Source organism: Photobacterium sp. WH24, from assembly GCF_019204055.1.
In the GTDB taxonomy this organism is placed as follows: Bacteria; Pseudomonadota; Gammaproteobacteria; order Enterobacterales; family Vibrionaceae; genus Photobacterium; species Photobacterium arenosum.
This window is the reverse complement of record NZ_JAGSOZ010000001.1, coordinates 362,148-384,950: the sequence shown is the minus strand read 5'-3', so window position 1 is coordinate 384,950 and position 22,803 is coordinate 362,148. Positions and strand designations below refer to the sequence as shown.

The following is a 22,803-nucleotide window of genomic DNA, read 5'->3' as shown; positions in this document are numbered from 1 at the left end:
TTCAAGGCATTATCCGGCCCAATCAGATGCAAGGCACGGTAGCCTAAGAGGATTCAATGGCAAAAGAAGACGTAATCGAAATGCAAGGTACTGTACTGGATACACTACCTAATACTATGTTCCGCGTTGAGCTGGAAAACGGTCACGTAGTGACTGCACACATTTCTGGCAAAATGCGCAAAAACTACATCCGTATCCTGACCGGCGACAAGGTGACAGTTGAGCTGACTCCTTACGATCTGTCTAAAGGCCGCATCGTCTTCCGTTCACGCTAATTTGCGCCGGGCGGGTGAACATCAGACTGGCCCAGCTGCGAAGCACACCATACTATCGCCTTCATAAGCTAAGGCATAAAAAACGGGACTCTCAAGTCCCGTTTTTGTTAGCTGTCACTGGCTGAAGCCGGCGTTTTAATGCGCGGGTTCCATCTCACTGCTGAAGCGGAAATCCAGTGTACCGTCATCTTTTAAGGTTACACGCACCGAACCACCATTGACCAGCGAGCCGAACAGCAACTCGTTCGCCATAGGTTTTTTCAGATTTTCCTGAATGACCCTGGCCATTGGCCGGGCACCCATAGATTTGTCATAGCCTTTATTTGCCAGCCATTCACGTGCTTCATTTGACACTTCCATTGAGACGCCACGGGCATCCAGCTGGGCCTGCAGCTCAACAATGAATTTATCAACAACCTGATTGATAACATCTTTTTCCAGGTGATTGAACCAAATGATATTATCCAGACGGTTACGAAATTCAGGTGCAAAGACCCGCTTGATTTCCGACATCGCATCATGACTGTGATCCTGCTGAACAAGCCCAATGGATTTACGTACCGTCTCCTGAACACCGGCATTAGTCGTCATCACCAAAATCACGTTGCGGAAATCCGCTTTACGTCCGTTATTATCAGTCAGGGTCCCGTTATCCATTACCTGCAGCAACAGGTTAAAGACGTCCGGGTGCGCTTTCTCTATTTCATCCAGCAGCACAACTGAGTGCGGATGCTTAATGACGGCATCGGTCAGCAAACCACCCTGATCAAAACCAACATAGCCCGGAGGCGCACCAATCAAACGGCTGACAGTATGGCGCTCCATGTACTCAGACATATCAAACCTCAGCAGTTCGATGCCCAGCATTTTCGCCAATTGCACCGTCACCTCGGTTTTACCTACCCCTGTCGGGCCGGCAAACAGGAATGAACCCACGGGTTTATTATCAGCCCCTAACCCGGCACGGCTGAGTTTGATAACTTCGGTCAGCGCTTCTATCGCCTTATCCTGACCAAAGACCAGCATCTTAAGCTTGTTGTCCAGGTTCAGCAGAACCTCTTTATCGCTTGAGGAAACCGATTTTTCAGGGATACGGGCAATACGCGCGATCATGGCTTCAATGTCGCTGACATTGATGGTTTTCTTACGCTTACTGACAGGTGCCAGACGGCAACGCGCACCGGCTTCATCAATGACATCAATTGCCTTATCAGGTAAATGGCGCTCATTGATATACTTAGCAGAAAGCTCAACTGCCGCCCGAATGGCTTTATTGGTGTACCTGACTTCATGGTGGGCTTCGTATTTCGTTTTCAGCCCCATGAGTATTTTCGTGGTATCGTCCAACGAAGGTTCAACAATATCAATCTTTTGGAATCGGCGAGCCAGCGCTCTCTCTTTCTCAAAAATATTGCTGTATTCCTGATAAGTGGTTGACCCCATACAACGGATTTTACCGCTGCTCAGCAAAGGCTTGATCAAATTAGCCGCATCAACCTGTCCACCAGAAGCCGCTCCCGCGCCTATGATGGTATGTATTTCATCGATGAACAGGACGGCTTTCTCTTCTTTCTCAAGCTGCTTCAAAATCGCTTTGAAGCGTTTCTCAAAGTCGCCACGATACTTAGTGCCGGCCAACAGTGAGCCGATATCCAGCGAGTAGATAACACAATCTTTAATAATGTCGGGGACCTGACCTTCAACGATACGCCAGGCAAGGCCTTCCGCGATAGCCGTCTTACCCACCCCGGCCTCACCGACCAGCAAAGGGTTATTTTTACGACGACGGCACAACACCTGAACGGTACGTTCAAGCTCATATTCACGGCCAATTAATGGATCGATAGCACCGGCCCGGGCCAGCTGATTGAGATTTGTGGCAAAGTTTTCCAGACGGTCTTCACCGCCTTCAGCACGAGGATCATCAGGACTGACCTCTGACTGATTCAAATCATCACTGTCACTGTCTTTTACTGTGCCATGAGAAATGAAATTGACCACATCAAGTCGACTGATATCACTTTTCTTAAGCAGATAGGCCGCATGCGATTCCTGTTCACTGAAAATAGCCACCAGCACATTAGCACCGGTCACTTCGCTGCGGCCCGATGACTGTACATGGAAAACCGCGCGTTGTAGTACGCGCTGAAAGCTCAGTGTTGGCTGGGTTTCCCTGCTTTCGTCATCGGCAGGGATTAATGGCGTGGTTTGTTCAATGAAGGCATCCAGTTCTTTTCGAAGGGTGTCCAGATTAGCACGGCACGCTAACAGGGCTTCCTGAGCAGCAGGATTCTCCAATAGCGCCAACAGCAGATGCTCAACCGTCATAAACTCATGGCGTTTTTCCCTTGCCCGCGCGAAGGCACCATTGAGACTGGTTTCAAGTTCTTTATTTAGCATAAGGCACCTCCCCTAAATACCACTTGATTTGGCGTGCCGGAAAAAGTCAGGCTTTTTCCATGGTACACAGTAGCGGATGTTCATGCTCTCTTGCATACATCATGACTTGAGCCACTTTGGTTTCAGCGACTTCGGCAGTAAAAATGCCGCACACTGCCTTCCCCTCATAATGCACAGCCAGCATCAACTGTGTTGCTCTCTCCAAATCCATGGAGAAGAACTTCTGTAACACTTCTATCACAAAATCCATCGGTGTGTAATCATCATTATTTAAAATCACTTTATACATCGATGGCGGCTTAACCTGAGTGTCCTCCTTATTCAGTATGTCTGACTCTGGGCTAATCCTTTCGCTTAACTTACTCATATTCTCATCTTAGTCATTTGTTCAATCGGTTGCTAGATTGCGACGGACAAAAAAGATTTCATCCAAATGTTACAAGTCTTGCTTGACTGTCTAAGTCTTTTTACTAAAGTGTACCTTGTAGTAGATACTAACTGCATCAAAATAGCATTTATATTCAAGTCATGTTAAAACAGTACTGATAAATAAATGCTAAATGGAAATTGAATGCAAAGAGGGATGTAAAAGCATGGCAACAGGTACAGTTAAATGGTTCAACAACGCAAAAGGCTTCGGTTTCATTTGTCCTGAAAACGGTGAAGGCGATATCTTTGCACACTATTCAACTATCCAGATGGAAGGATATCGAACGCTGAAAGCAGGTCAACAAGTTAACTACACCGTTCAAACTGGCCCGAAAGGCTATCACGCCAGTGAAATCGTCCCCATCGATGTTGAAAGCGCCAGTAAATAAACGTAGCTGACACATTTACATCACTTTATCCAGGTGGGCGACTGCTCACCTTTAGCTATTGCCTCTCCCACCCTACTGACAACCTACTCTTCAAGCATTTCATCTCTGGTTATGCTTTTTCATCACCACTTCATTGACAATCAAGTGAATAAACAGTGAATAAATCACAAGAAAACAAGTAATTAACAATTCAGTTAACAACTGGCTATTCAGTCCGCGTTTTCTTATCGTTTTGAACAAGCGCTTGTGGGCTAATTATGACCGATCTCATAGAAACAACACAATGCCAGGGACATGCTTTTCTCAGGCCATGGGATAAATAATCGAGTAAAAACAAAAAGGCCCAGCCGAAGCCGAGCCTTTTTCAAAGCGATTAAACTGACTTACATTTGTTCAATCATATCGCCAGCGAACTCTGAACATTTACGCAGTGTTGCGCCGTCCATCAGACGTTCAAAGTCGTAAGTCACAGTCTTGTTGCGGATTGCCGCTTCCATAGACTTGATGATCAGGTCGGCAGCTTCAGTCCAACCCAGGTGACGCAGCATCATTTCAGCAGACAGAATCAGAGAACCCGGGTTCACTTTATCCTGACCAGCATACTTAGGTGCAGTACCATGTGTAGCTTCAAACAGTGCAACACCATCACCGATGTTGGCACCAGGTGCGATACCGATACCACCTACCTGAGCAGCCAGTGCATCAGAAATGTAGTCACCGTTCAGGTTCATAGTCGCAATCACATCATACTCAGCCGGACGCAGCAGGATCTGCTGCAGGAATGCGTCTGCAATGCTGTCTTTGATGATGATTTCTTTACCTGTGTTAGGGTTTTTCAGCGTCATCCATGGGCCGCCATCCAGCAGCTCAGCACCGAATTCTTTCGCTACTTCGTAACCCCAGTCTTTAAAGGCACCTTCAGTAAACTTCATGATGTTGCCTTTATGAACCAGCGTCAGTGAATCACGGTCATTGTCGATGGTGTACTGTACTGCTGCACGTACCAGGCGCTTAGTACCTTCTTCAGATACTGGCTTGATGCCGATGCCGCAGTCTTTAGAGAAGCGGATCTTAGTCGCGCCCATCTCGTCTTGCAGGAACTTGATAACTTTATCTGCTTCGGCTGTACCCGCTTTGAACTCGATACCTGCATAGATATCTTCTGAGTTTTCACGGTAGATAACCATATCAGTCAGTTCAGGTTGTTTCAGCGGGCTTGGTACGCCTTCAAAATAACGAACCGGGCGAGCACAGATATACAGATCCAGCTCTTGGCGCAGTGCAACGTTCAGAGAACGAATGCCGCCGCCAACAGGTGTAGTCAGTGGACCTTTAATTGCAACTTTGTATTCACGAATAAAATCAAGTGTTTCTTGAGGAAGCCAAGCATCTTCACCGTAAATCTGAGTCGATTTTTCACCGGTGTAGATCTCCATCCAGGAAATTTTACGGTCGCCGCCGTATGCTTTCTGAACTGCCGCATCAACCACTTTGATCATTGCAGGGCTTACATCAACGCCAATACCATCACCTTCAATAAAAGGAATGATCGGGTTGTTAGGAACGACCAGCTTACCATTGGCATCAAGGGCAATTTTCTGACCTTCTGCTGGTACAACTACTTTACTATCCATTAAATTCTCCTAGCGTCCGTTTGTTATCTTTTTGTAAGATGCGGGGGAATCATACTTGAAAATTCACCAGCACGCCATGGGTGGTTTTTTACGTTATAATGGTGCGCTCACAAAATACTTATCCCCTTTACTTTGTATCGCCATGAAAACTCAACGTACCCGACGCACCACCCGGAACGACGATCGTAACCCGTCCCGTCAGCCTGGCGCCAAACCGCGAAAATCACGTACTGCCTCTCAGCCAGGCCGTCACCGTGGTCCGCGGAAGATCATTCTTTTTAACAAGCCCTTCAATGTGTTGACGCAATTTAGCGGAGAGCCGGGAGACAAAACACTCGCTGACTACATCCCGGTAAAAGATGTCTATGCCGCAGGGCGTTTGGACAAAGACAGCGAAGGCCTGCTGGTGCTGACCAATGACGGTATCCTGCAAGCGCGCCTGACACAGCCCAGCTCCAAGCAGCCCAAAACTTACTGGGTGCAGGTCGAAGGCATTCCAGATGAAGAGCAGCTCAAAGCATTACGTACAGGTGTTACATTAAAAGACGGTATGACATTGCCGGCCGATGTCACCGTCATTGAAACACCTGCGGTTTGGGACAGGCATCCGCCGATTCGTGAGCGTAAAAATATCCCGACCACCTGGCTCAGCATAACCTTAAGAGAAGGACGAAACCGGCAAGTGCGCCGTATGACGGCCCACATCGGCCACCCTACCCTCAGATTGATCCGCTATCAAATGGCTGACTGGACTGTCGATGGTCTGGCTCCCGGTGAATGGCGGGAAGTCTCTCTCTGACAACGACAGGCTGGCCGGGGAGATTTACCGGCGCGTTAATTTTGCTAAAACACTACACATTAGCGGAGAGTTACACTATCATTGCCGGCAAATAGCAAACGATTGCGTTAGTGGTGATTAACGAGTGATCGCACAGGCTGACAGCCCAATTTGCCGATAAAAGATGAATAAAGTGTGAAGCGGTTCTCGATCTGTTTCAGTTCGCAGCTTTCTGTTAGAATTACGCCCTTATCACTTATTCAAGATTGAAGAGAAAAATGTCAGATAACAGCCAGAAAAAAGTTATTGTCGGCATGTCCGGCGGCGTCGATTCCTCGGTTTCTGCTTACCTGCTACTTCAACAGGGCTACCAGGTAGAAGGCCTGTTCATGAAGAACTGGGAAGAAGATGACAATGACGAGTACTGCTCAGCGGCAGAAGATCTCGCGGACGCACAGGCTGTGTGCGACAAACTGGGCATTCATCTTCATACGATCAACTTTGCTGCTGAGTACTGGGACAACGTGTTCGAATACTTTCTTGCAGAATATAAAGCTGGCCGTACCCCAAACCCTGACATTCTGTGTAACAAAGAAATCAAATTTAAGGCATTCCTGGAGTTTGCCGATGAAGTGCTGGATGCTGATTATATTGCCATGGGACACTATACCCGTCGCACTTTCCCTACCCAGCCCGGTCAAAAAGCACAGATGTTACGCGGACTGGATAACAACAAAGACCAGAGCTATTTCCTTTATACCCTGAGCCACGATCAGGTAGCACGTAGTCTGTTCCCTGTCGGTGAACTGGAAAAACCGGAAGTACGCCGCATCGCTGAAGAGCAAGGGCTGATCACCGCCAAGAAAAAAGACTCTACCGGTATCTGTTTTATCGGCGAGCGCAAGTTCACCGAATTTCTGGGTAAGTACCTGCCTGCACAACCAGGCGATATTGTGACGGCAGAAGACGGTAAAGTTATCGGACAGCATCAGGGACTGATGTATCACACCCTGGGCCAGCGCAAAGGCCTGCTGATTGGTGGTTTGAAAGACAGCTCAGATGAGCCCTGGTATGTCGTTGATAAAGATATTGAGAAAAACCTGCTGATTGTCGGACAAGGAAAAGATCATCCGCGCCTGCAATCTAACGGTCTGATCGCCGCTCAGCTGCACTGGGTGGATCGCGAACCGGTGCGTGAGCCGGTGAAATGCACAGTGAAGACTCGTTATCGCCAGCAGGATACGCCTTGCACCCTTATTCCTGTTGATGACAACAGCATCAAAGTCATTTTTGATGAGCCGCAAATCGCAGTGACGCCAGGCCAGTCAGCGGTGTTTTATCAGGGTGATATGTGTCTTGGCGGCGGCATCATTGAAGAGCGGATTTAAAGGGACAGTCCATGGCTTATACAATTTATGACAGAACCATTGCGTTTGCAGGTATTTGTCAGGCAGTGAAATTAGTACAGACTGTTGCTCGCACAGGTACTTGTGATAACGATGCTTTCGTCACCTGTTTACGCACCCTGACCTCGACAAACCCAAACAACGTGATTGAAATTTTTGGTGAAGAAGCTGACCTCAGGTTAGGCCTCAGCACCATGATCAATGAAATTGACAATACACCTGCAGGCAGTGAAATTACCCGCTATCTGGTCAGTGTGATGGCGTTGGAGCGTAAGCTGGCCAGTCGTCGCGACAGTATGGCGCAGTTGGGCGACCGGATTGATATGGTGAAACGCCAGCTGGATCATTTCGACCTGCTTGATGACCAGATGATCAGCAACATGGCCAGTGTGTATCTGGATATCATCAGCCCGCTTGGCCCGCGCATTCAGGTCACAGGGACACCGGCTCAGTTGCAACAGCAACAAGTGCAGCACAAGGTACGTGCCCTGTTGCTGGCTGCTGTTCGCAGTGCCGTATTGTGGCGTCAGGTCGGCGGTAAGCGCCGTCATCTGATTTTTGGCCGTAAACAGATGCTTGAACAGGCAAAAATCATTCAGGCCCGAAGCTAAACACTATTCTCAGAGAACGCCTGCTGGGCGTTCTGTAACTCAGCTATAACCCTTTAATCAGGAGAGAGACATCATGGAACTGTCAGCATTGACTGCTGTTTCCCCGGTAGACGGCCGCTACGGTAGCAAAACCAGCGCACTGCGCAGTATCTTCAGTGAATTTGGTCTGCTGAAATACCGTACCATCGTTGAAATTCGCTGGCTGCAAAAACTGGCAGCGACTGACGCTATCGCGGAAGTTCCGGCCTTCAGCGCTGAAGCCAATGCCTTCCTGGATCGTATTGCCGCTGAATTCAGCGAGCAAGATGCACTGCGTATCAAGACCATTGAGCGCACGACCAACCACGATGTGAAAGCCGTAGAGTACTTCCTGAAGGAAAAAGTGGCTGATAATCCTGAGCTGCACGCGGTGAATGAATTCATTCACTTTGCCTGTACGTCTGAAGACATCAACAACCTGTCGCACGCTTTAATGCTAAAAGAAGCGCGTGAGCAAGTCATGCTGCCTGAAGTCCGTAACGTGATTGACGCCATTAAAGCACTGGCAGCGGAGTACCGTGAAGTGCCTCTGTTGTCCCGTACACACGGCCAGCCGGCTTCACCAAGTACCATGGGTAAAGAAATGGCTAACGTGGCGTACCGTATGGAACGTCAGTACCGTCAGATTGAACAGGTAGAACTGCTGGGTAAAATCAACGGCGCTGTCGGTAACTACAATGCCCACCTTTCTGCTTATCCGGATATCGACTGGCACCAGTACAGCGAAGAGTTCGTCACCTCTCTGGGTCTGGACTGGAACCCGTACACCACGCAAATTGAACCACACGATTACATCGCAGAACTGTTCGACGCCTTTGCACGCTTCAACACTATCCTGATCGATTTTGATCGTGATGTCTGGGGCTATATCGCCCTGGGCCACTTCAAGCAGAAGACCATTGCCGGTGAAATCGGTTCTTCCACCATGCCGCACAAAGTCAACCCGATTGACTTTGAAAACTCAGAAGGCAACCTGGGTCTGGCGAATGCTATCTTTGCTCACCTGGCTCAAAAACTGCCGATTTCCCGCTGGCAGCGTGACCTGACCGACTCTACGGTATTGCGTAACCTGGGTGTTGGCTGCGGTTATGCCATCATTGCTTACACTTCTACCCTGAAAGGGATCAGCAAGCTGGAAGTCAACCAGGCTGCACTGGAAGCCGAGCTGGACAAAAACTGGGAAGTGCTGGCCGAACCGGTACAAACAGTGATGCGTCGTTACGGTATCGAAAAGCCGTATGAGAAGCTGAAAGAGCTGACCCGCGGCAAGCGTGTCGACGGCGAGGGTATGCGTCAGTTCATCGATGGTCTGGATTTGCCGGAACACGAGAAAACACGCCTGAAAGCCATGACACCGGCTAACTACATTGGTGATGCCATTAAACTGACTGATCAACTCTGATCGGCTTATTTATTGTGTCTCAAGGCCAGCATAGGATGCTGGCCTTTTTAGTTTCTGCCGGTCTGCCCCCAATCACTGATATAATCGCCCTTAAATTTCTAACCGATGAAGACTATGTATCAATTTACCTTCTCGTTCAGCGAGTTCTTATCGACTTACTGGCAAAAGCAACCCACAGTGATTAAAGGCGGTTTTGCCGATTTCGTTGACCCTATCTCGCCAGATGAACTGGCCGGACTGGCGATGGAAGAAGAAGTCGACTCCCGTTATATTGCACATCAGGGTGAAGACTGGCAGGTCGAACAAGGGCCGCTGAGCTTCGAAAACCTGCCGGATGATCACTGGTCTTTCATGGTGCAGGCAGCCAACCACTGGCACAGCGGCGCGGCCAGGCTGGTCAAACCGTTTCAGGCAATGCCCGGCTGGCTGTTTGATGATCTGATGATCAGCTATTCCACCCCTGGAGGCGGTGTCGGCCCTCATTTCGACCAGTATGATGTCTTCATTATTCAGGGTTCCGGACAACGCCGCTGGCGTGTCGGCCCGCGCAAAGAGAACTACGAAGAGTGCTTCCGTCATCCGAATCTGCGCCAGATCACCGGGTTCGACCCAATCATAGATGAAGTGCTGGAGCCGGGCGACATTCTGTATATTCCTGCCGGATTCCCCCATGACGGTTATGCACTGGAAACCGCAATGAGCTACTCAATGGGGTTCCGTTCACCAAAGCAACAGGAGCTTTTGAGCAGCTTTGCCGATTTCATCATCGAAAATGAACTGGGCGATGAACATTATCACAACCCAGATCTTCCGGCTCGTGACAAGGTCGGCGAACTGCCAGCCAGCGAATGTCAGGATCTGATAGCCATGATGCGCAACCTGATGGAAAAACCGGAAACCATGCATCAGTGGCTGGGTGAATACTTAAGCCTGAGCCGTCATAATATGGATGTGATCGCAGCTGATCCGGCCTGGTCGGGTAATGAAATCGTGGGCGCGCTGATGCAGGGCGAAACGCTGTTTAAGATTGGCGGTCTGCGCGCTTTTTACCATCAGGAGCACCCTCACACTGTCTATATTGATGGCGAGCGCTACCAGTTACCCGCCGGTTGTGAACAGGCCGCCGACTGGCTTTGCAATCAGGACAGTTTCTCTATCGCAGAGGTGGGTGAGCTCATCAATAACTCAGCATTAATTTTACTGCTGACCCAATGGGTTAACATGGGTTACTGGCATCAGGCCGACTAAATCAGGTTCCCGTTAAGGTAGAAAAGCCCGCACTGCGGGCTTTTTTTGGTCACGCTGACAGCGGCGGCGCTGTCACACTTTGAACTGACCTGCTAACTCTTGCTGTTTATGAGACAAGGAGGTTAAACGCTGGCCTATAGTGGCCGAATTTTCAGCCTGACCGAGAATGGTTTCACTCAGCTCGCGGATATTCGATACATTACGGTTCACTTCTCCGGCGACCGCACGCTGCTCACCCGCGGCATGCATAATTTGCTCATTCATAGACTGAATCGCACGGACCGCTTCGGTAATACGCTCCAGACTCGCGACAGCTTCACTGACCTGATGGGCGGTATCACCTGCCAGCTGGTTGCCTTCTTCAATCGCATTCACCACATCACGGGTGCCCTGCTGCAACACCTCAATCACGTTGCGGATCTGGCCGACAGAGTCCTGAGTCCGGCTGGCGAGCTGACGCACCTCGTCCGCGACCACTGCAAACCCACGGCCTTGCTCCCCGGCCCGCGCCGCTTCAATGGCCGCATTCAGGGCCAGCAGGTTTGTCTGTTCTGAAATGCCGGCAATCACCTGCAGAATCTGATTGATATCTTCGCTGTTTCGTTCCAGGTCACGGGCGACAGGGACAGCCGTTTCCATGCGGGAAACCAGATGGTTCATGGATTCTGCTGAGGCATGAATCACACTCTGGCCCTCTACAGCAGCTGAGTCTGCATCCCGGGCAGCACCAACCGCTGTTTCGGTATGACTGACAACCTGCTCGGCCGTCTGTGCCATTTCTTCAGACGCCGTCGCTACCATGTCGACTTCTTTAAACTGCGCCTGGCTGCCGTCACGGGTATGGCTCGCTACCTGTGCGGCCTCATTGGCCGTGGTGCCGACTTCATCAACCGCAATGATCACTTGCGAGATGGTGTGCTGCAATTTATCCAAGAAGCGGTTAAACCAGGTTGCCAGCTCCCCCAGCTCGTCTTGCTGGCCAACATGAAGGCGCTGGGTTAAATCCCCTTCTCCTGAGGCAATATCTTTCAACCTTTCGGCAATCTGACGAATCGGGGCAACCAGACGAGCGGCAGCAAACCACAGCATCAGCAAACCAGCCGCTGCAATCATCAGGCTGGCCATCAACTGAATAGCAGAAGATTCATCTCGCTGTTTTTGAATCGCATTATCCAAGGCCGTTGCTTCCACCAGCACTTTTTCAGCCGGTAACTGAATAACCACACCCCAGGTTGTCTGACCCAGTTCAACCGGATTGTAAGCGGTCAGCCAGCTTTGATCCTGACTCCAGCCCACCACTTGCGTGCCCTGTCTGAGCCAGTCAGTCAGTGTAACAGGAAGGCCATCGCCTGGCATTACCGTGCTGCCCACCCTGTCACTGGCCTGATCCCAGGCAACAACGGTGCCATTCTGACTGACCAGAGAAACCTTACCGCTGGCGTTAAACAGGTTTTCGTCTACGGTATTGATGACACTCTGTAAGGAATCCAGCTTAACATCAATCCCCATCACACCAACGGCTTTGCCCTTTACAATCAGCGGAATAGTAATGGAGCTCAGCAGTACCTTCTGGCCATTATCGGTTGAGAATACCGGATCCTGAACACAGGATTCCCTGCCATTGAGGCTGCAGGTATACCAGGCATTGCTAGCCTTATCGCCAATTATCGCTTCACTGATAATGCGTTGCTCAGCTTCGCCACTGTCGCCGCGGTACCAGTAGGGTGAAAATCGCCCGGTCGCATTGGCTCCGACATAGGCAGCATCGGCGTAGTTGCCATCTTCACCATCCAGAGCGTCCGGCTCAAACACCACAAACGCGCCATGAATGTTGGCAAATTCATTGACAGAACGGCGGAGCAACTCGGTAATTGAGCCGCGAAGTTCTGCGCTGTTGGTGTAATTTTCTTCCGCGTTATATTTCAGAAACAGCACACTCTGAGCCAGCATCTCTGCCCTGTGTGACGCTTCATCAAAAAATTGCTGAACAGAAATCGCCTGTCTTTCAGCCTGTGCTTTTACCAGCTCTTGCGACTGATTCCGCAACGAACTGAATGACTGCTGGCTAACCAGTTGCTGACTTTGTCCCGAGAAGTAAAACGAAAGGCTGGTGAGTACCGCAGCGGTTGCCAGTAAGGCAAACCCCGCCATCAGGGTAATTTTCCACTGAACCGAAAGTGACCGCATATAACCGTCCTTGTAAGTCAAATCAGTCAAAATGTAACTTTTAGTGATAACAACATCAACAGGTTGTTAACAAAACACTCAAAAGTTTGATTTTTATTCAATTTATCAGAGATGTAACAAAAAAAGCGCGGGTTTTACACCGCGCTTAAAGCCTGTCACAGGCTTAAATCAGTGCACATTCAGGCAAGCCACAGCATGCACGTCTCCGCCTTCTAATTGAGGCTTTTTCTGCGCACAGCTGTCGGTTGCCTGCGGGCAGCGTGTTCTGAACACGCAGCCCGAGGGTGGATTCATGGGTGAAGGTAAATCACCTTCAAGCAACTGAATGGTCTTATTGCGCTCTTTCTCCGGATCCGGAATAGGAACAGCCGACATCAGTGCCTTGGTATAAGGGTGCTTAGGTCCGTCAAACAGTGCATCTCCCTCACCGATTTCAACGGCATTACCCAGATACATCACCATGACACGATCCGAGATATGCTTCACCACCGACAGGTCGTGGGCAATAAATATCAGGCTCAGGCCCATCTCTTTCTGAAGTGATTTCAACAGGTTGACCACCTGAGCCTGGATAGACACGTCCAGTGCCGACACTGGCTCATCACAGATAATCAGTTTTGGCCTCAGGATCAACGCACGTGCAATACCGATACGCTGACACTGACCGCCGGAGAACTCATGCGGATAACGATTGATCACGTTAGGTAACAAGCCTACCTTATTCATCATTTCTTTCACCCTGGCCTTGACTTCATCTGTCGTCAGCTCCGGATAAAAGGTTTTCAATGGCTCGGCAATGATATCTCCCACCGTCATACGCGGGTTCAGAGAGGCCAGCGGATCCTGGAAAATCATCTGGATTTCTTTGCGTTTTTCACGCATCGCATTGTGTTCCAGCTTGGTCAGATCCTGCCCCAGCCAGACAACATTGCCTTCTGTAGCTTGCACCAGACCAATGACTGCACGGGCAAAGGTCGACTTACCACAGCCCGACTCACCCACAACGCCCAGAGTTTCTCCTTCGTACAAACGAATTCCGACCCCGTCGACAGCTTTCAGCTTAAGCGGTTTGGTCCAGGGCCAGGCTGACTTGGGTGCAATGTTGAAGTGAACCTTGAGATCTTTAATATCGAGTAAAACTTTCTTTTCTGCTTGCATTACCACGTCCCCACATCAGAAAAACATGCACGTAAACGCCCCTCAGCAAAAGGTTCCAGTGAAGGGGCTTCCTGTGAACAGCGGCTGCTGACACGGTGGCAACGCTCCTGATACGGACAGCCGACAGGCAGGCGCAGTAAGTTTGGCGGATTGCCCGGAATCGTCGGCAGTTCTTCGCCTTCGGTATCCAGACGGGGAATCGCTCTCAGCAGACCTTCGGTGTAAGGGTGAGCAGGTTTATAGAAAATCTCATCGATTTTGCCATATTCCATGGTACGGCCAGCGTACATGACCAGCACTTTGTCACAGCTACCGGCTACTACGCCCAGATCATGGGTGATCATGATAATGGCGGTGTTGAAATCACTTTTCAGCTCGTTCAGCAAATCCATGATTTGTGCCTGTACGGTAACGTCCAGGGCCGTGGTTGGTTCATCGGCAATCAGCAGTTTCGGACGGCACAGCAGCGCCATGGCGATCATCACACGCTGACGCATGCCGCCGGAAAACTCGTGCGGGTACATGGTAATTCGCTTGCGTGCTTCCGGAATTTTCACTGCATCGAGCATGCGCACACTTTCTTCGAAAGCTTCAGCACGTCCCAACCCTTTATGCAGCATCAGCACTTCCATCAGCTGATCGCTGACTTTCATGTAAGGATTCAGCGATGTCATCGGGTCCTGGAAAATCATCGCGATCTGCTCGGCGCGGATCTTATTGAGTTCACGCTCCGGCAAATTCAGGATTTCACGGCCTTCAAATTTCGCGCTGCCGCTAATCTTACCGTTCTTGGCAAGCAAACCCATAATGGAGAACACGGTCTGGCTTTTGCCTGAACCCGACTCACCCACTATCCCCAGGGTTTCCCCCTGGTTAAGAGAAAAATTCAAATCATTCACTGCGGTGACAATACCATCTTGCGTGGTGAACTCTACGCGCAGATCTTTGACATCTAATAAGCTCATATTTCACTTCCTTATCTTGCCGCCGTGCAGTCAGTGTTCCAGCAAGGTAACCTGAACAGCGGCAATGAATATTCCTTGGTTTTATCTGTCTTTCGGATCCAGCGCGTCGCGCAGGCCATCGCCAACATAGTTAAAGCAGAATAAAGTCAGGACCATAAATATCGCAGGGAACAACAGCTGCCAGATGGCAATCTCCATTGTTTGTGCCCCTTCTTGCAGCAGGGCACCCCAGCTGGTCATTGGCTCCTGTACACCCAGGCCAAGGAAACTCAGGAAAGATTCGGTCAAAATCATCTGCGGTACCAGCAGTGTTGAATACACAGCAACAATACCCAGTACGTTAGGAACGATATGACGGGTAATAATATTCCAGCGGCTGACACCAGACACATGGGCAGCTTCGATAAACTCCTTGCTGCGCAGTGACAACGTCTGACCACGTACGATACGGGCCATATCCAGCCAGGAAATCGCACCAATCGCCACGAAGATCAGCATGATATTACGACCAAAGAAGGTCACCAGAACGATCACGAAGAACATAAACGGAATCGAGTACAGAATTTCCAGAATACGCATCATGACACGGTCGGTGCGGCCGCCAAGAAAGCCGGACGTTGCGCCATACAAGGTGCCGATAACAACAGCAACCAGGGCACCGAGAATACCGACCATCAATGAGATACGGCCGCCGATCAGAGTACGCGTATACAAATCACGCCCCAGACTGTCTGTGCCGAACAAGTGACCTTCCGAACCAAGACTTGGTGCGGCATGCAATGCATACCAATCGGTGTCATCAAAGGCGTACTGACTGAACATAGGCCCGAAAATAACAGCCAGGCAGATCAAAGACAGAATAGCCAGGCTGATCATAGCGGCTTTGTTACGTGTAAATCGGGTACGGGCATCCTGCCACAGACTGCGGCCTTCAATTTCCAGCTGCTCTGAAAACTTCTCTACCGCGTTTACGTTTTCTTTTTTAGTTAACATCATCGGTCAGCTTCCTTAGTAGCGGATTTTCGGATCGATATACGCCAGAACAATATCAACAATAGCGTTGAACAGAATGGTAAGCGTACCGATCAGAATAGTAATACCAAGTACCAGTGAATAATCACGGTTGAAGGCTGCATTCACGAAAAGCTTACCAATTCCTGGCAGACCGAAGATGGTTTCAATCACAACAGAACCGGTAATAATACCGACAAATGCAGGGCCCATATATGAGACAACAGGCAACATCGCTGGCTTGAGCGCATGCTTGACAATGATATACGGGTAACTCAGGCCTTTGGCACGGGCAGTACGGATAAAGTTGCTGTTCAGTGTTTCAATCATGCTGCCACGGGTAATTCGGGCAAATGTCGCCACATACAGCAGCGCCATCCCTAACATAGGCAGCAGCATGAATTTCACCGAACCATCCTGCCAGCCACCAGCAGGTAACCATTGCATGTTAATTGAAAAGATATAAATGAGGACAGGTGCCAGAATAAAGGATGGCATCACCACCCCGGCCATGGCCGTAGACATTATCAGGTAATCCAGCCAGGTATTTTGCTTGAGTGCGGCAAGGGTACCGACAGTGACCCCCATCACCAGCGCAAACACAAAAGCAAAAAAACCAATTTTTGCAGAAACCGGCAAGGCATCCTGAACCAGCTCATTCACGCTGAAATCTTTATATTTAAAAGACGGGCCAAAGTCGCCCTGCAGAATATTACCCAGGTAAGTGGTGTACTGTTCGAAAACAGGCTTATCCAGACCATACTTGGCTTCGATATTTGCCATCACTTCCGGCGGAAGTGGACGCTCACTTGAGAACGGATTACCCGGCGCGAAGCGCATCAGGAAAAATGAGATTGTGATCAAAACCAACAGCGTTGGGATCGCCTCAAAAATCCGTTTTGCAACAAATTTAATCATAATTGTTACCGACTAATAGCTGTGACAGAATTGCCGCATCTCCTCACCCTACTGAGGAGGGGATGCGGGCTAGTCTTATATTTTTGATTCTTGCTGTTTATTATTCAGCAATGATGTACATGTCTTTGGTGAACATCTTGTCTTCCGCATTATTACGTGGGTAACCACCCACTTTCGGGTTCACAAGACGTGCTTTCACGTACTGATAGATAGGCGCGATTGGCATATCTTTCGCCAGCAGTTTTTCAGCCTCGACGTACAGTGCTTCACGCTCAGCATCAGACGTTGAGTCAAGAGCTTTTGCCATGATGTCGTCGTACGCTTTGCTGTGATAGCGAGCATCATTTGAAGAGTTGTTGCTTTGCATCAGAGACAGGAAGCTCGATGCTTCATTATAGTCACCACACCAACCGGCACGTGTGACAGAGAAATTACCCTGACGACGGTTGTCCAGGTAGGTCTTCCACTCCTGATTTTCCAGCTCAGCGGTCACACCCAGGCTCTTTTTCCACATTGATGCAATCGCAACGGCAATTTTCTTGTGGTTTTCTGAAGTGTTATAGAGCAGTGTAAAGTTCAGTGGGTTGCTGCTGTCAAAGCCTGCTTCTTTCAGCAATTCTTTGGCTTTCGCCACACGCTCTTTTTGCGTCATACCTGCATATTCTGGCGCAACCGGATCAAAGCCAGCTGTGATTTCCGGTGTCAGGAAGTAAGCCGGTTTCTGGCCCTGGCCCAGCAGTGCTTTAGTGATGATGTCACGGTCAATCGCGAAAGACAGGGCTTTACGCACACGCACATCATCAAACGGTGCTTTCGCGTTGTTAAAGCCGTAGTAGTAAGAACACAGGTTACCCGAGATAGCCACATCTTCAGGGTGCTCTTTTTCCAGGCGACGGAAATGCTCATTGGGCAATTCGTTGGTGATATCAATTTCACCGGCCAGGAAACGGTTCATTTCTGCAACCTGGTTTTCGATTGGCAGGTAAGTCACTTTGTCGATGACAGTGTGCTCGTTATCCCAGTAGTAAGGGTTGCGCTTCATTTCGATGCGTTCATTCACAACCCAGTTGTCCATTACGTAAGCACCGTTACCCACGAAGTTTTCTGGCTTGGTCCAGTCATCACCAAATTTTTCAACCACTTTCTGGTTGACGGGTTTCACTGTGGTGTGGCCCATCATCTTAACGAAGTAAGGAACGGCCTGCTCAAGCTCGATGCGCAGTGTGTTGTCATCTACTGCGAAAACACCCAGCGAGCTAACTTCTTTCTTCCCAGCAATAATATCTGCAGCATTCTTCATGGTCGTCATTTCCAGATACCATGAATAAGGGGAAGCAGTAGCAGGATCTACCGCACGCTTGAAGCTGTATACGAAGTCACCGGCTGTGACAGGATCACCGTTTGACCATTTAGCATCTTTGCGCAGGTGGAAAATAAACGTGCGGTTATCTTTGGTTTCCCAGCTTTCTGCAACACCTGGAACTGTATTTCCGTCACCATCCTGGTTAACCAGACCTTCCAGCAAATCGCGAATTACGTGGGACTCCGGCACACCTTCCGTTTTGTGCGGGTCGATAGAGGCAACTTCAGTACCATTACCACGTACCAGTTCTTGCTTCTCAGCCAGTTTCACACCAGCCGGTACATTTGCGGCCATTGCAGAAAATGAAGCTGCTGCAACAGAAACACCCGCGCCAAGCAGAAGTGCCTGAGTAATTTTGTTCTTAAACATGCATTATCTCCAATACATTATTTCATTGCGTCCATGACTTTCTTCGACCAGGCTAATGATAACCGTTATCATGCATTGTTATTCCAATTAACAATGATGAAACAGCCGAAGAATTGGTTGAAAACTTTAACAGTAACTAACAATATTTGCCATAAAATCATCACAAAACAGCGAACACACCTCATAAAAATGACGAATAAAGACAAAAATTTCGAGTGAAAATACGCAGACAGATAATTTATCCACTTTATTCATCGTTAATAGTCAATACAGCTAAACATACTGATAACATGAATAAATGTGCAATTTAATAACATAACAAGTCACAAAATCATCATTTTATGTGGAATGAATTTAAGTCTTAACAAATATGCAACCTATAACTTTTAGAATCTTGATCGAACGCAACAAAAAAAGCGCCAATATTGGCGCTTTCTAAGACAAAATAATCGTTATTTTCGATCTGATTCAGTTCTTAACTGTTCGTGGCTGTCATCAAACGTCTCACTTTTTCCTTCTCGCTGCATGTCTCGATCATCATGCATCTGATCAGAAAATGGGGCTCTAATGCCAGCATCTTCCAGAATCTGTTTAACTCGTCTGTTCGATACGCGTCTGTGCTTCATACCCCCTCCTTTGCTAAAACAGAAAATCAATGTGTTATTTACTGCAGTAAAATTCCAGGCTGGTAAAAACAATTATGCCTTCACGACTGGCGCAAACACCACCGCGGCCGTTTCCCGCAGATATTAACTATGGCACAAAATTTCATGCTCTGCCGAAGGCGTGTTTTAAGAACAAAAGCGCATAAAAAAAACGCTGTTAGATTTTGTTTTCACATCCCCATTTCAACGCAATTTTCAAGTATCTCAGCCAGATTTTTAGCGCTAATATCACCGATATTGGCAGGGCTATTCTACTGGCAGCAGTGAAGGCAAATGCCAATCAACCTGTTCCTGAATATTTCCGTTAGTGATCGAGAGTGCAACTATGAGACCAGCCGGCGGCGCATCACGCCCCAGCCCTTCACGAGTCCGTCATGGCTACATGCCACCAGCGCGTAAAGTGAAAGAAGAAGAAGAAGGTATTAAGTAAGCATGTAAGAGCAATTATCTACTCTTAATGTGATGAAATAGCCCCAGATTTGGGGCTATTTTTTGTTTTGTACTTTTTTGCTGTAACCTGCTTATAAACATAAACCCGGCACCATGGCACCGGGTTCAAAGGCAGTAGTATTTGCAAGTTACGAACTGCAGTTACGCGGAGGGATTACCAATAAACACGGTAACCGACAGCGAAAGAGTTTTCTGCATCTTTCACGCCGCGAGCAACATTGATGTTAGCTTCATCATTTTTGTAACCAAGAGTTGCACCGTCTGCATACCCGTATTCAGCGTAAACGCGAGACCAGCTGTTCAGATGATAAACACCACCTAAATAGATCACAGTGTAATCATCTGACAGACTATTAGTGCCATCTTCTGCATCAAAGTTAGTAAATTCGTAACCACCGTAAAGGCTTGCATTACTCGCAATACTATAAGAAGTCGCTAACATGAAGCTATCTACGTCAATGGTACGATTAGTGCCGTTTTGTTCAAAAGAACCATTGTTGTAACTCAAGCCGACAAGCGCAGGGCCGAATGAACGTTCAACAGTCGCTTCAAAGTAAGTGCTTTCAATGTCCGCTTTAATATCTTTCTTAACGTCATTGCCAGCCTGATCCTGACCTACAGTCTGAGAACCAACTTTGTAAGATTTATCGTTGTAGTAACCACCACCAGCGTGAACATTAAAACCAGCAACCGTAGTACCTACATACAGCTCACCCAGTTCTGCATTGGTATCATCTTCAGACAAACCGAATGTTGAGTTCACCCAGAAGTTTTCACCTTCAAACTTGTACTTGATCGCTGAATCGTGGCGACCACCTGATAGCTTTTCAGATGTCTGACCTATACCTGTACCACCAAAGAAGTACGAGTAATCTGCGCCCCAGACGTCATCAGTAGAAATCCACTGGCGACCAAAAGTAAAAGTACCGGCCTGTGTTGCAAAGCCTGCAAAATGCAGACGGTTTTTAATATCGTATGAACCTTCAGAATAACCAACACCGAATTCAACAGAACCGACTACATCTAAGTCTTCGTTTACGGCATATTTGGCATTCACACCGGCACGTGAAGAACCCGCGTTCAGGGTAACGTCTTTATCTTCTTTCTTTTCCAACTGAGTACGCAGCTGGCCATAAAAATCAACGAACTTTCCTTCTTCGTTGATCAACTCATAAGCATTCGCTGTGTTGGCAATCAATAAGGTAGGGATTGCTACTGCTAAAAGTGTCTTTTTCATTTTACATTCCTGTAACGATTTTATGTTATTTGGCCCCATCCAAGGACGACAAAAACTTAACATGCACTGAACAGCGGCGCAACAGAACATTTCAACATCAACGCAACATAATAGTATAAAAAACCACCAATTTGCTAAACGTGATCACGATCCTCTGTGAATAAATAACCAGTTAAATGAAATAAAAAACCAAAAAAGAAGGATTGCATTGAATGCAGGGTATCATTTCATTCACAAAGCTGAACCTAAGCTTAATTATTTTTGGTTATAAGGCTTATAAAATTAGAATTAAAAAGATATAAATATTTTTTGAACTTTCTAGATTAGTGGTCTTTTAAGCACAATAAAAAAGTGTCATTTTTCACCCTTTATATTGTTAATACTGTGTTTACAAACATAAGTAGAGCAAAAATTCGCCACCACAATGGGAGACTGGTTTTATACATCGGGTATGCATTTTTTAAGCAAAGGTATGCATTTGATATTAACGTAAAATAACGTTAACAACGAATATGTCAGCTAGAGATCACAGTTCAATGCGGGTTATTAGGATGGTTTCACTGTTGCGGATAGATTAACAGGTGTTTTACTCTAGTCTCAGGGAGACAATAGAAGACACACCTATTAATCAGGTTTAACATTTATTTTTGCCAGCGCTGCCTGGCTTGCTGGTCCGTTTCTCTGGCATCGACCCAGCTGGTTTCACCTTCCCTGACCTCTTTCTTCCAGAAAGGTGCCTCGGTCTTCAGGTAATCCATGATGAATTCACAGGCTTGAAAAGCCGCTCCCCGGTGCGCGCTGGATACCCCGACAAACACTATCTGGTCGCCTGCAGTTAACTGACCAACCCGATGGATGACAGTTGCAGCCAAAACCGGCCAGCGTGACTTCGCTTGTTCAACAATAGATAGCAACGACTTTTCCGTCATGCCAGGATAATGTTCAAGAGTCAGAGTCGACACTGATTCGCCCAGGTTCATATCCCTGACTTTGCCGACGAAAGTCACCACAGCGCCAGCCTGGTTTCCTTCGGCTAAGGCTTGATATTCCTGCGCTAAACTGAAGTCCTCAGCCTGCACGCAAATCTTATCTGTCATCTTTCACCCCCCGGTAACCGGTGGAAAAAAGGCCACTTCATCGCCGTCGTTCAGTTGGATATCCAACGGGCAGATAGTTTGATTGACGGCCACTAACAATTTATCGTTATCCAGTGCCAGCGCCCATTTCTCACCGCGCGATGATAAAAATGCACGTAAGTCTTCAGCTGTTGGATACTCAAACGGTACTTGCAATTTATCTTCACCGATCAATTCGCGCACTTGGGCAAAAAACAGCACAGTAATCATAAGCCCTCTCCCTGGGTATCCGTTGTTACCTGAAAATCGCCGGATTTTCCGCCGCGTTTTTCCAGCAACCTGACAGGGCCGATAACCATGTCTTTCTGTACCGCTTTACACATATCATAGATGGTCAACGCCGCCACCGATGCCGCCGTCAGGGCTTCCATCTCAACGCCGGTTTTCCCTGCCAGCTTACAGGCAGAGACAATACGTACCCGGTTCTGTTCAGGCTGAGCCTCTAACTGAACTTCAACTTTCGATAACAGCAGTGGATGGCAAAGGGGGATCAGATCCCAGGTTTTCTTTGCCGCCTGAATACCTGCAATTCTGGCGGTAGCAAACACATCACCTTTGTGATGCTGGCCGGAGACAATCAATTGCAGAGTTTTATCCGACATGGTGACGAAAGCTTCAGCTTTCGCTTCACGAACGGTTTCCGCTTTTTCCGATACGTCCACCATATTCGCTTCGCCGGACGCATTAATATGAGTCAGTTCTGTCATTCGTTTCTCTTTAATATTGAATCTGG

The 22,803-nt window shown here is 48.2% G+C and carries 21 protein-coding genes; 7 read left to right on the top strand and 14 right to left on the bottom strand.

What is annotated here, in order from left to right:
• The first annotated feature begins 56 nt into the window (after positions 1-56).
• Positions 57-275, top strand: coding sequence for a translation initiation factor IF-1 (gene infA, locus KCG43_RS01645; protein ID WP_027252769.1), 219 nt, complete (start codon positions 57-59; stop codon positions 273-275).
• Positions 276-410: 135 nt separating this feature from the next.
• Here infA and clpA read toward each other — a convergent pair whose 3' ends face one another.
• The gene (clpA, locus tag KCG43_RS01640) at positions 411-2,675 is read right to left on the bottom strand and encodes an ATP-dependent Clp protease ATP-binding subunit ClpA (protein ID WP_192015168.1); all 2,265 of its coding nucleotides are present in this window, start codon (positions 2,673-2,675) and stop codon (positions 411-413) included.
• Positions 2,676-2,721: 46 nt separating this feature from the next.
• Entirely contained in the window at positions 2,722-3,042 is a 321-nt protein-coding gene (gene clpS, locus KCG43_RS01635; RefSeq protein WP_161445786.1) for an ATP-dependent Clp protease adapter ClpS, read from the bottom strand.
• Positions 3,043-3,268: 226 nt separating this feature from the next.
• Between clpS and cspD the strand changes: the two genes are divergently transcribed.
• A complete protein-coding gene (cspD, locus tag KCG43_RS01630) occupies positions 3,269-3,493 on the top strand; it encodes a cold shock domain-containing protein CspD (RefSeq protein ID WP_027252772.1) in 225 nt (74 codons plus the stop codon).
• A gap of 383 nt (positions 3,494-3,876) precedes the next feature.
• Here the strand turns inward: cspD and icd are convergent, their stop codons facing one another.
• On the bottom strand, positions 3,877-5,127 hold the full coding sequence (icd, locus tag KCG43_RS01625) for an NADP-dependent isocitrate dehydrogenase (protein WP_218382925.1): 1,251 nt from the start codon (positions 5,125-5,127) through the stop codon (positions 3,877-3,879).
• Positions 5,128-5,269: 142 nt separating this feature from the next.
• Here icd and KCG43_RS01620 point away from each other — a divergent pair, with 142 nt between their 5' ends.
• The 5 genes from KCG43_RS01620 (at position 5,270) to KCG43_RS01600 (ending at position 10,611) form a co-directional block, all read left to right on the top strand.
• Positions 5,270-5,926 (top strand): pseudouridine synthase, encoded by a 657-nt coding sequence (locus tag KCG43_RS01620; RefSeq protein ID WP_218382924.1) that lies wholly within the window; start codon positions 5,270-5,272, stop codon positions 5,924-5,926.
• Positions 5,927-6,183: 257 nt separating this feature from the next.
• The gene (gene mnmA, locus KCG43_RS01615; RefSeq protein ID WP_218382923.1) at positions 6,184-7,293 is read left to right on the top strand and encodes a tRNA 2-thiouridine(34) synthase MnmA; all 1,110 of its coding nucleotides are present in this window, start codon (positions 6,184-6,186) and stop codon (positions 7,291-7,293) included.
• An 11-nt stretch (positions 7,294-7,304) separates the two neighbouring features.
• Positions 7,305-7,922 carry a high frequency lysogenization protein HflD gene (gene hflD / locus KCG43_RS01610; RefSeq protein WP_218382922.1) on the top strand — a complete coding sequence of 206 codons (618 nt, stop codon included), beginning with the start codon at positions 7,305-7,307 and terminating at the stop codon, positions 7,920-7,922.
• A gap of 73 nt (positions 7,923-7,995) precedes the next feature.
• Positions 7,996-9,363 carry an adenylosuccinate lyase gene (gene purB / locus KCG43_RS01605; RefSeq protein WP_218382921.1) on the top strand — a complete coding sequence of 456 codons (1,368 nt, stop codon included), beginning with the start codon at positions 7,996-7,998 and terminating at the stop codon, positions 9,361-9,363.
• Between the two features lie 114 nt (positions 9,364-9,477).
• Positions 9,478-10,611, top strand: a complete 1,134-nt coding sequence (locus KCG43_RS01600) for a cupin domain-containing protein (protein WP_218382918.1) — start codon at positions 9,478-9,480, stop codon at positions 10,609-10,611.
• A 72-nt stretch (positions 10,612-10,683) separates the two neighbouring features.
• Here KCG43_RS01600 and KCG43_RS01595 read toward each other — a convergent pair whose 3' ends face one another.
• The 11 genes from KCG43_RS01595 to moaC all read right to left on the bottom strand — a co-directional run bounded on the left by KCG43_RS01595 (position 10,684) and on the right by moaC (position 22,777).
• Positions 10,684-12,798, bottom strand: coding sequence for a methyl-accepting chemotaxis protein (locus KCG43_RS01595; RefSeq protein WP_218382915.1), 2,115 nt, complete (start codon positions 12,796-12,798; stop codon positions 10,684-10,686).
• A 168-nt stretch (positions 12,799-12,966) separates the two neighbouring features.
• Positions 12,967-13,956 carry a murein tripeptide/oligopeptide ABC transporter ATP binding protein OppF gene (oppF, locus tag KCG43_RS01590; RefSeq protein WP_192015160.1) on the bottom strand — a complete coding sequence of 330 codons (990 nt, stop codon included), beginning with the start codon at positions 13,954-13,956 and terminating at the stop codon, positions 12,967-12,969.
• Positions 13,956-14,921, bottom strand: a complete 966-nt coding sequence (locus tag KCG43_RS01585) for an ABC transporter ATP-binding protein (protein ID WP_192015159.1) — start codon at positions 14,919-14,921, stop codon at positions 13,956-13,958. Before KCG43_RS01585 ends, oppF begins: the two co-directional genes overlap by 1 nt.
• A gap of 81 nt (positions 14,922-15,002) precedes the next feature.
• On the bottom strand, positions 15,003-15,914 hold the full coding sequence (gene oppC, locus KCG43_RS01580; protein WP_218383288.1) for an oligopeptide ABC transporter permease OppC: 912 nt from the start codon (positions 15,912-15,914) through the stop codon (positions 15,003-15,005).
• Between the two features lie 15 nt (positions 15,915-15,929).
• Positions 15,930-16,850 (bottom strand): oligopeptide ABC transporter permease OppB, encoded by a 921-nt coding sequence (oppB, locus tag KCG43_RS01575; RefSeq protein ID WP_192015158.1) that lies wholly within the window; start codon positions 16,848-16,850, stop codon positions 15,930-15,932.
• Positions 16,851-16,950: 100 nt separating this feature from the next.
• Complete coding sequence (locus KCG43_RS01570; protein WP_218382912.1) at positions 16,951-18,582, bottom strand: ABC transporter substrate-binding protein; 1,632 nt, start codon at positions 18,580-18,582, stop codon at positions 16,951-16,953.
• A gap of 452 nt (positions 18,583-19,034) precedes the next feature.
• On the bottom strand, positions 19,035-19,208 hold the full coding sequence (locus KCG43_RS01565) for a hypothetical protein (protein ID WP_192015156.1): 174 nt from the start codon (positions 19,206-19,208) through the stop codon (positions 19,035-19,037).
• A 643-nt stretch (positions 19,209-19,851) separates the two neighbouring features.
• Entirely contained in the window at positions 19,852-20,934 is a 1,083-nt protein-coding gene (locus tag KCG43_RS01560) for a porin (RefSeq protein ID WP_192015155.1), read from the bottom strand.
• A 641-nt stretch (positions 20,935-21,575) separates the two neighbouring features.
• Positions 21,576-22,031 carry a molybdopterin synthase catalytic subunit MoaE gene (moaE, locus tag KCG43_RS01555; protein ID WP_192015154.1) on the bottom strand — a complete coding sequence of 152 codons (456 nt, stop codon included), beginning with the start codon at positions 22,029-22,031 and terminating at the stop codon, positions 21,576-21,578.
• Between the two features lie 3 nt (positions 22,032-22,034).
• Positions 22,035-22,280 carry a molybdopterin synthase sulfur carrier subunit gene (gene moaD, locus KCG43_RS01550; RefSeq protein WP_192015153.1) on the bottom strand — a complete coding sequence of 82 codons (246 nt, stop codon included), beginning with the start codon at positions 22,278-22,280 and terminating at the stop codon, positions 22,035-22,037.
• On the bottom strand, positions 22,277-22,777 hold the full coding sequence (moaC, locus tag KCG43_RS01545) for a cyclic pyranopterin monophosphate synthase MoaC (protein ID WP_218382909.1): 501 nt from the start codon (positions 22,775-22,777) through the stop codon (positions 22,277-22,279). Before moaC ends, moaD begins: the two co-directional genes overlap by 4 nt.
• Positions 22,778-22,803 lie beyond the last annotated feature (26 nt).

Bases quoted from the DNA above. Each gene is read 5' to 3' on its own strand.
- infA (WP_027252769.1), top strand. From the start codon at position 57: ATGGCAAAAGAAGACGTAATCGAAATGCAAGGTACTGTACTGGATACA.
- clpA (WP_192015168.1), bottom strand. From the start codon at position 2,675: ATGCTAAATAAAGAACTTGAAACCAGTCTCAATGGTGCCTTCGCGCGG.
- clpS (WP_161445786.1), bottom strand. From the start codon at position 3,042: ATGAGTAAGTTAAGCGAAAGGATTAGCCCAGAGTCAGACATACTGAAT.
- cspD (WP_027252772.1), top strand. From the start codon at position 3,269: ATGGCAACAGGTACAGTTAAATGGTTCAACAACGCAAAAGGCTTCGGT.
- icd (WP_218382925.1), bottom strand. From the start codon at position 5,127: ATGGATAGTAAAGTAGTTGTACCAGCAGAAGGTCAGAAAATTGCCCTT.
- KCG43_RS01620 (WP_218382924.1), top strand. From the start codon at position 5,270: ATGAAAACTCAACGTACCCGACGCACCACCCGGAACGACGATCGTAAC.
- mnmA (WP_218382923.1), top strand. From the start codon at position 6,184: ATGTCAGATAACAGCCAGAAAAAAGTTATTGTCGGCATGTCCGGCGGC.
- hflD (WP_218382922.1), top strand. From the start codon at position 7,305: ATGGCTTATACAATTTATGACAGAACCATTGCGTTTGCAGGTATTTGT.
- purB (WP_218382921.1), top strand. From the start codon at position 7,996: ATGGAACTGTCAGCATTGACTGCTGTTTCCCCGGTAGACGGCCGCTAC.
- KCG43_RS01600 (WP_218382918.1), top strand. From the start codon at position 9,478: ATGTATCAATTTACCTTCTCGTTCAGCGAGTTCTTATCGACTTACTGG.
- KCG43_RS01595 (WP_218382915.1), bottom strand. From the start codon at position 12,798: ATGCGGTCACTTTCGGTTCAGTGGAAAATTACCCTGATGGCGGGGTTT.
- oppF (WP_192015160.1), bottom strand. From the start codon at position 13,956: ATGCAAGCAGAAAAGAAAGTTTTACTCGATATTAAAGATCTCAAGGTT.
- KCG43_RS01585 (WP_192015159.1), bottom strand. From the start codon at position 14,921: ATGAGCTTATTAGATGTCAAAGATCTGCGCGTAGAGTTCACCACGCAA.
- oppC (WP_218383288.1), bottom strand. From the start codon at position 15,914: ATGTTAACTAAAAAAGAAAACGTAAACGCGGTAGAGAAGTTTTCAGAG.
- oppB (WP_192015158.1), bottom strand. From the start codon at position 16,850: ATGATTAAATTTGTTGCAAAACGGATTTTTGAGGCGATCCCAACGCTG.
- KCG43_RS01570 (WP_218382912.1), bottom strand. From the start codon at position 18,582: ATGTTTAAGAACAAAATTACTCAGGCACTTCTGCTTGGCGCGGGTGTT.
- KCG43_RS01565 (WP_192015156.1), bottom strand. From the start codon at position 19,208: ATGAAGCACAGACGCGTATCGAACAGACGAGTTAAACAGATTCTGGAA.
- KCG43_RS01560 (WP_192015155.1), bottom strand. From the start codon at position 20,934: ATGAAAAAGACACTTTTAGCAGTAGCAATCCCTACCTTATTGATTGCC.
- moaE (WP_192015154.1), bottom strand. From the start codon at position 22,031: ATGACAGATAAGATTTGCGTGCAGGCTGAGGACTTCAGTTTAGCGCAG.
- moaD (WP_192015153.1), bottom strand. From the start codon at position 22,280: ATGATTACTGTGCTGTTTTTTGCCCAAGTGCGCGAATTGATCGGTGAA.
- moaC (WP_218382909.1), bottom strand. From the start codon at position 22,777: ATGACAGAACTGACTCATATTAATGCGTCCGGCGAAGCGAATATGGTG.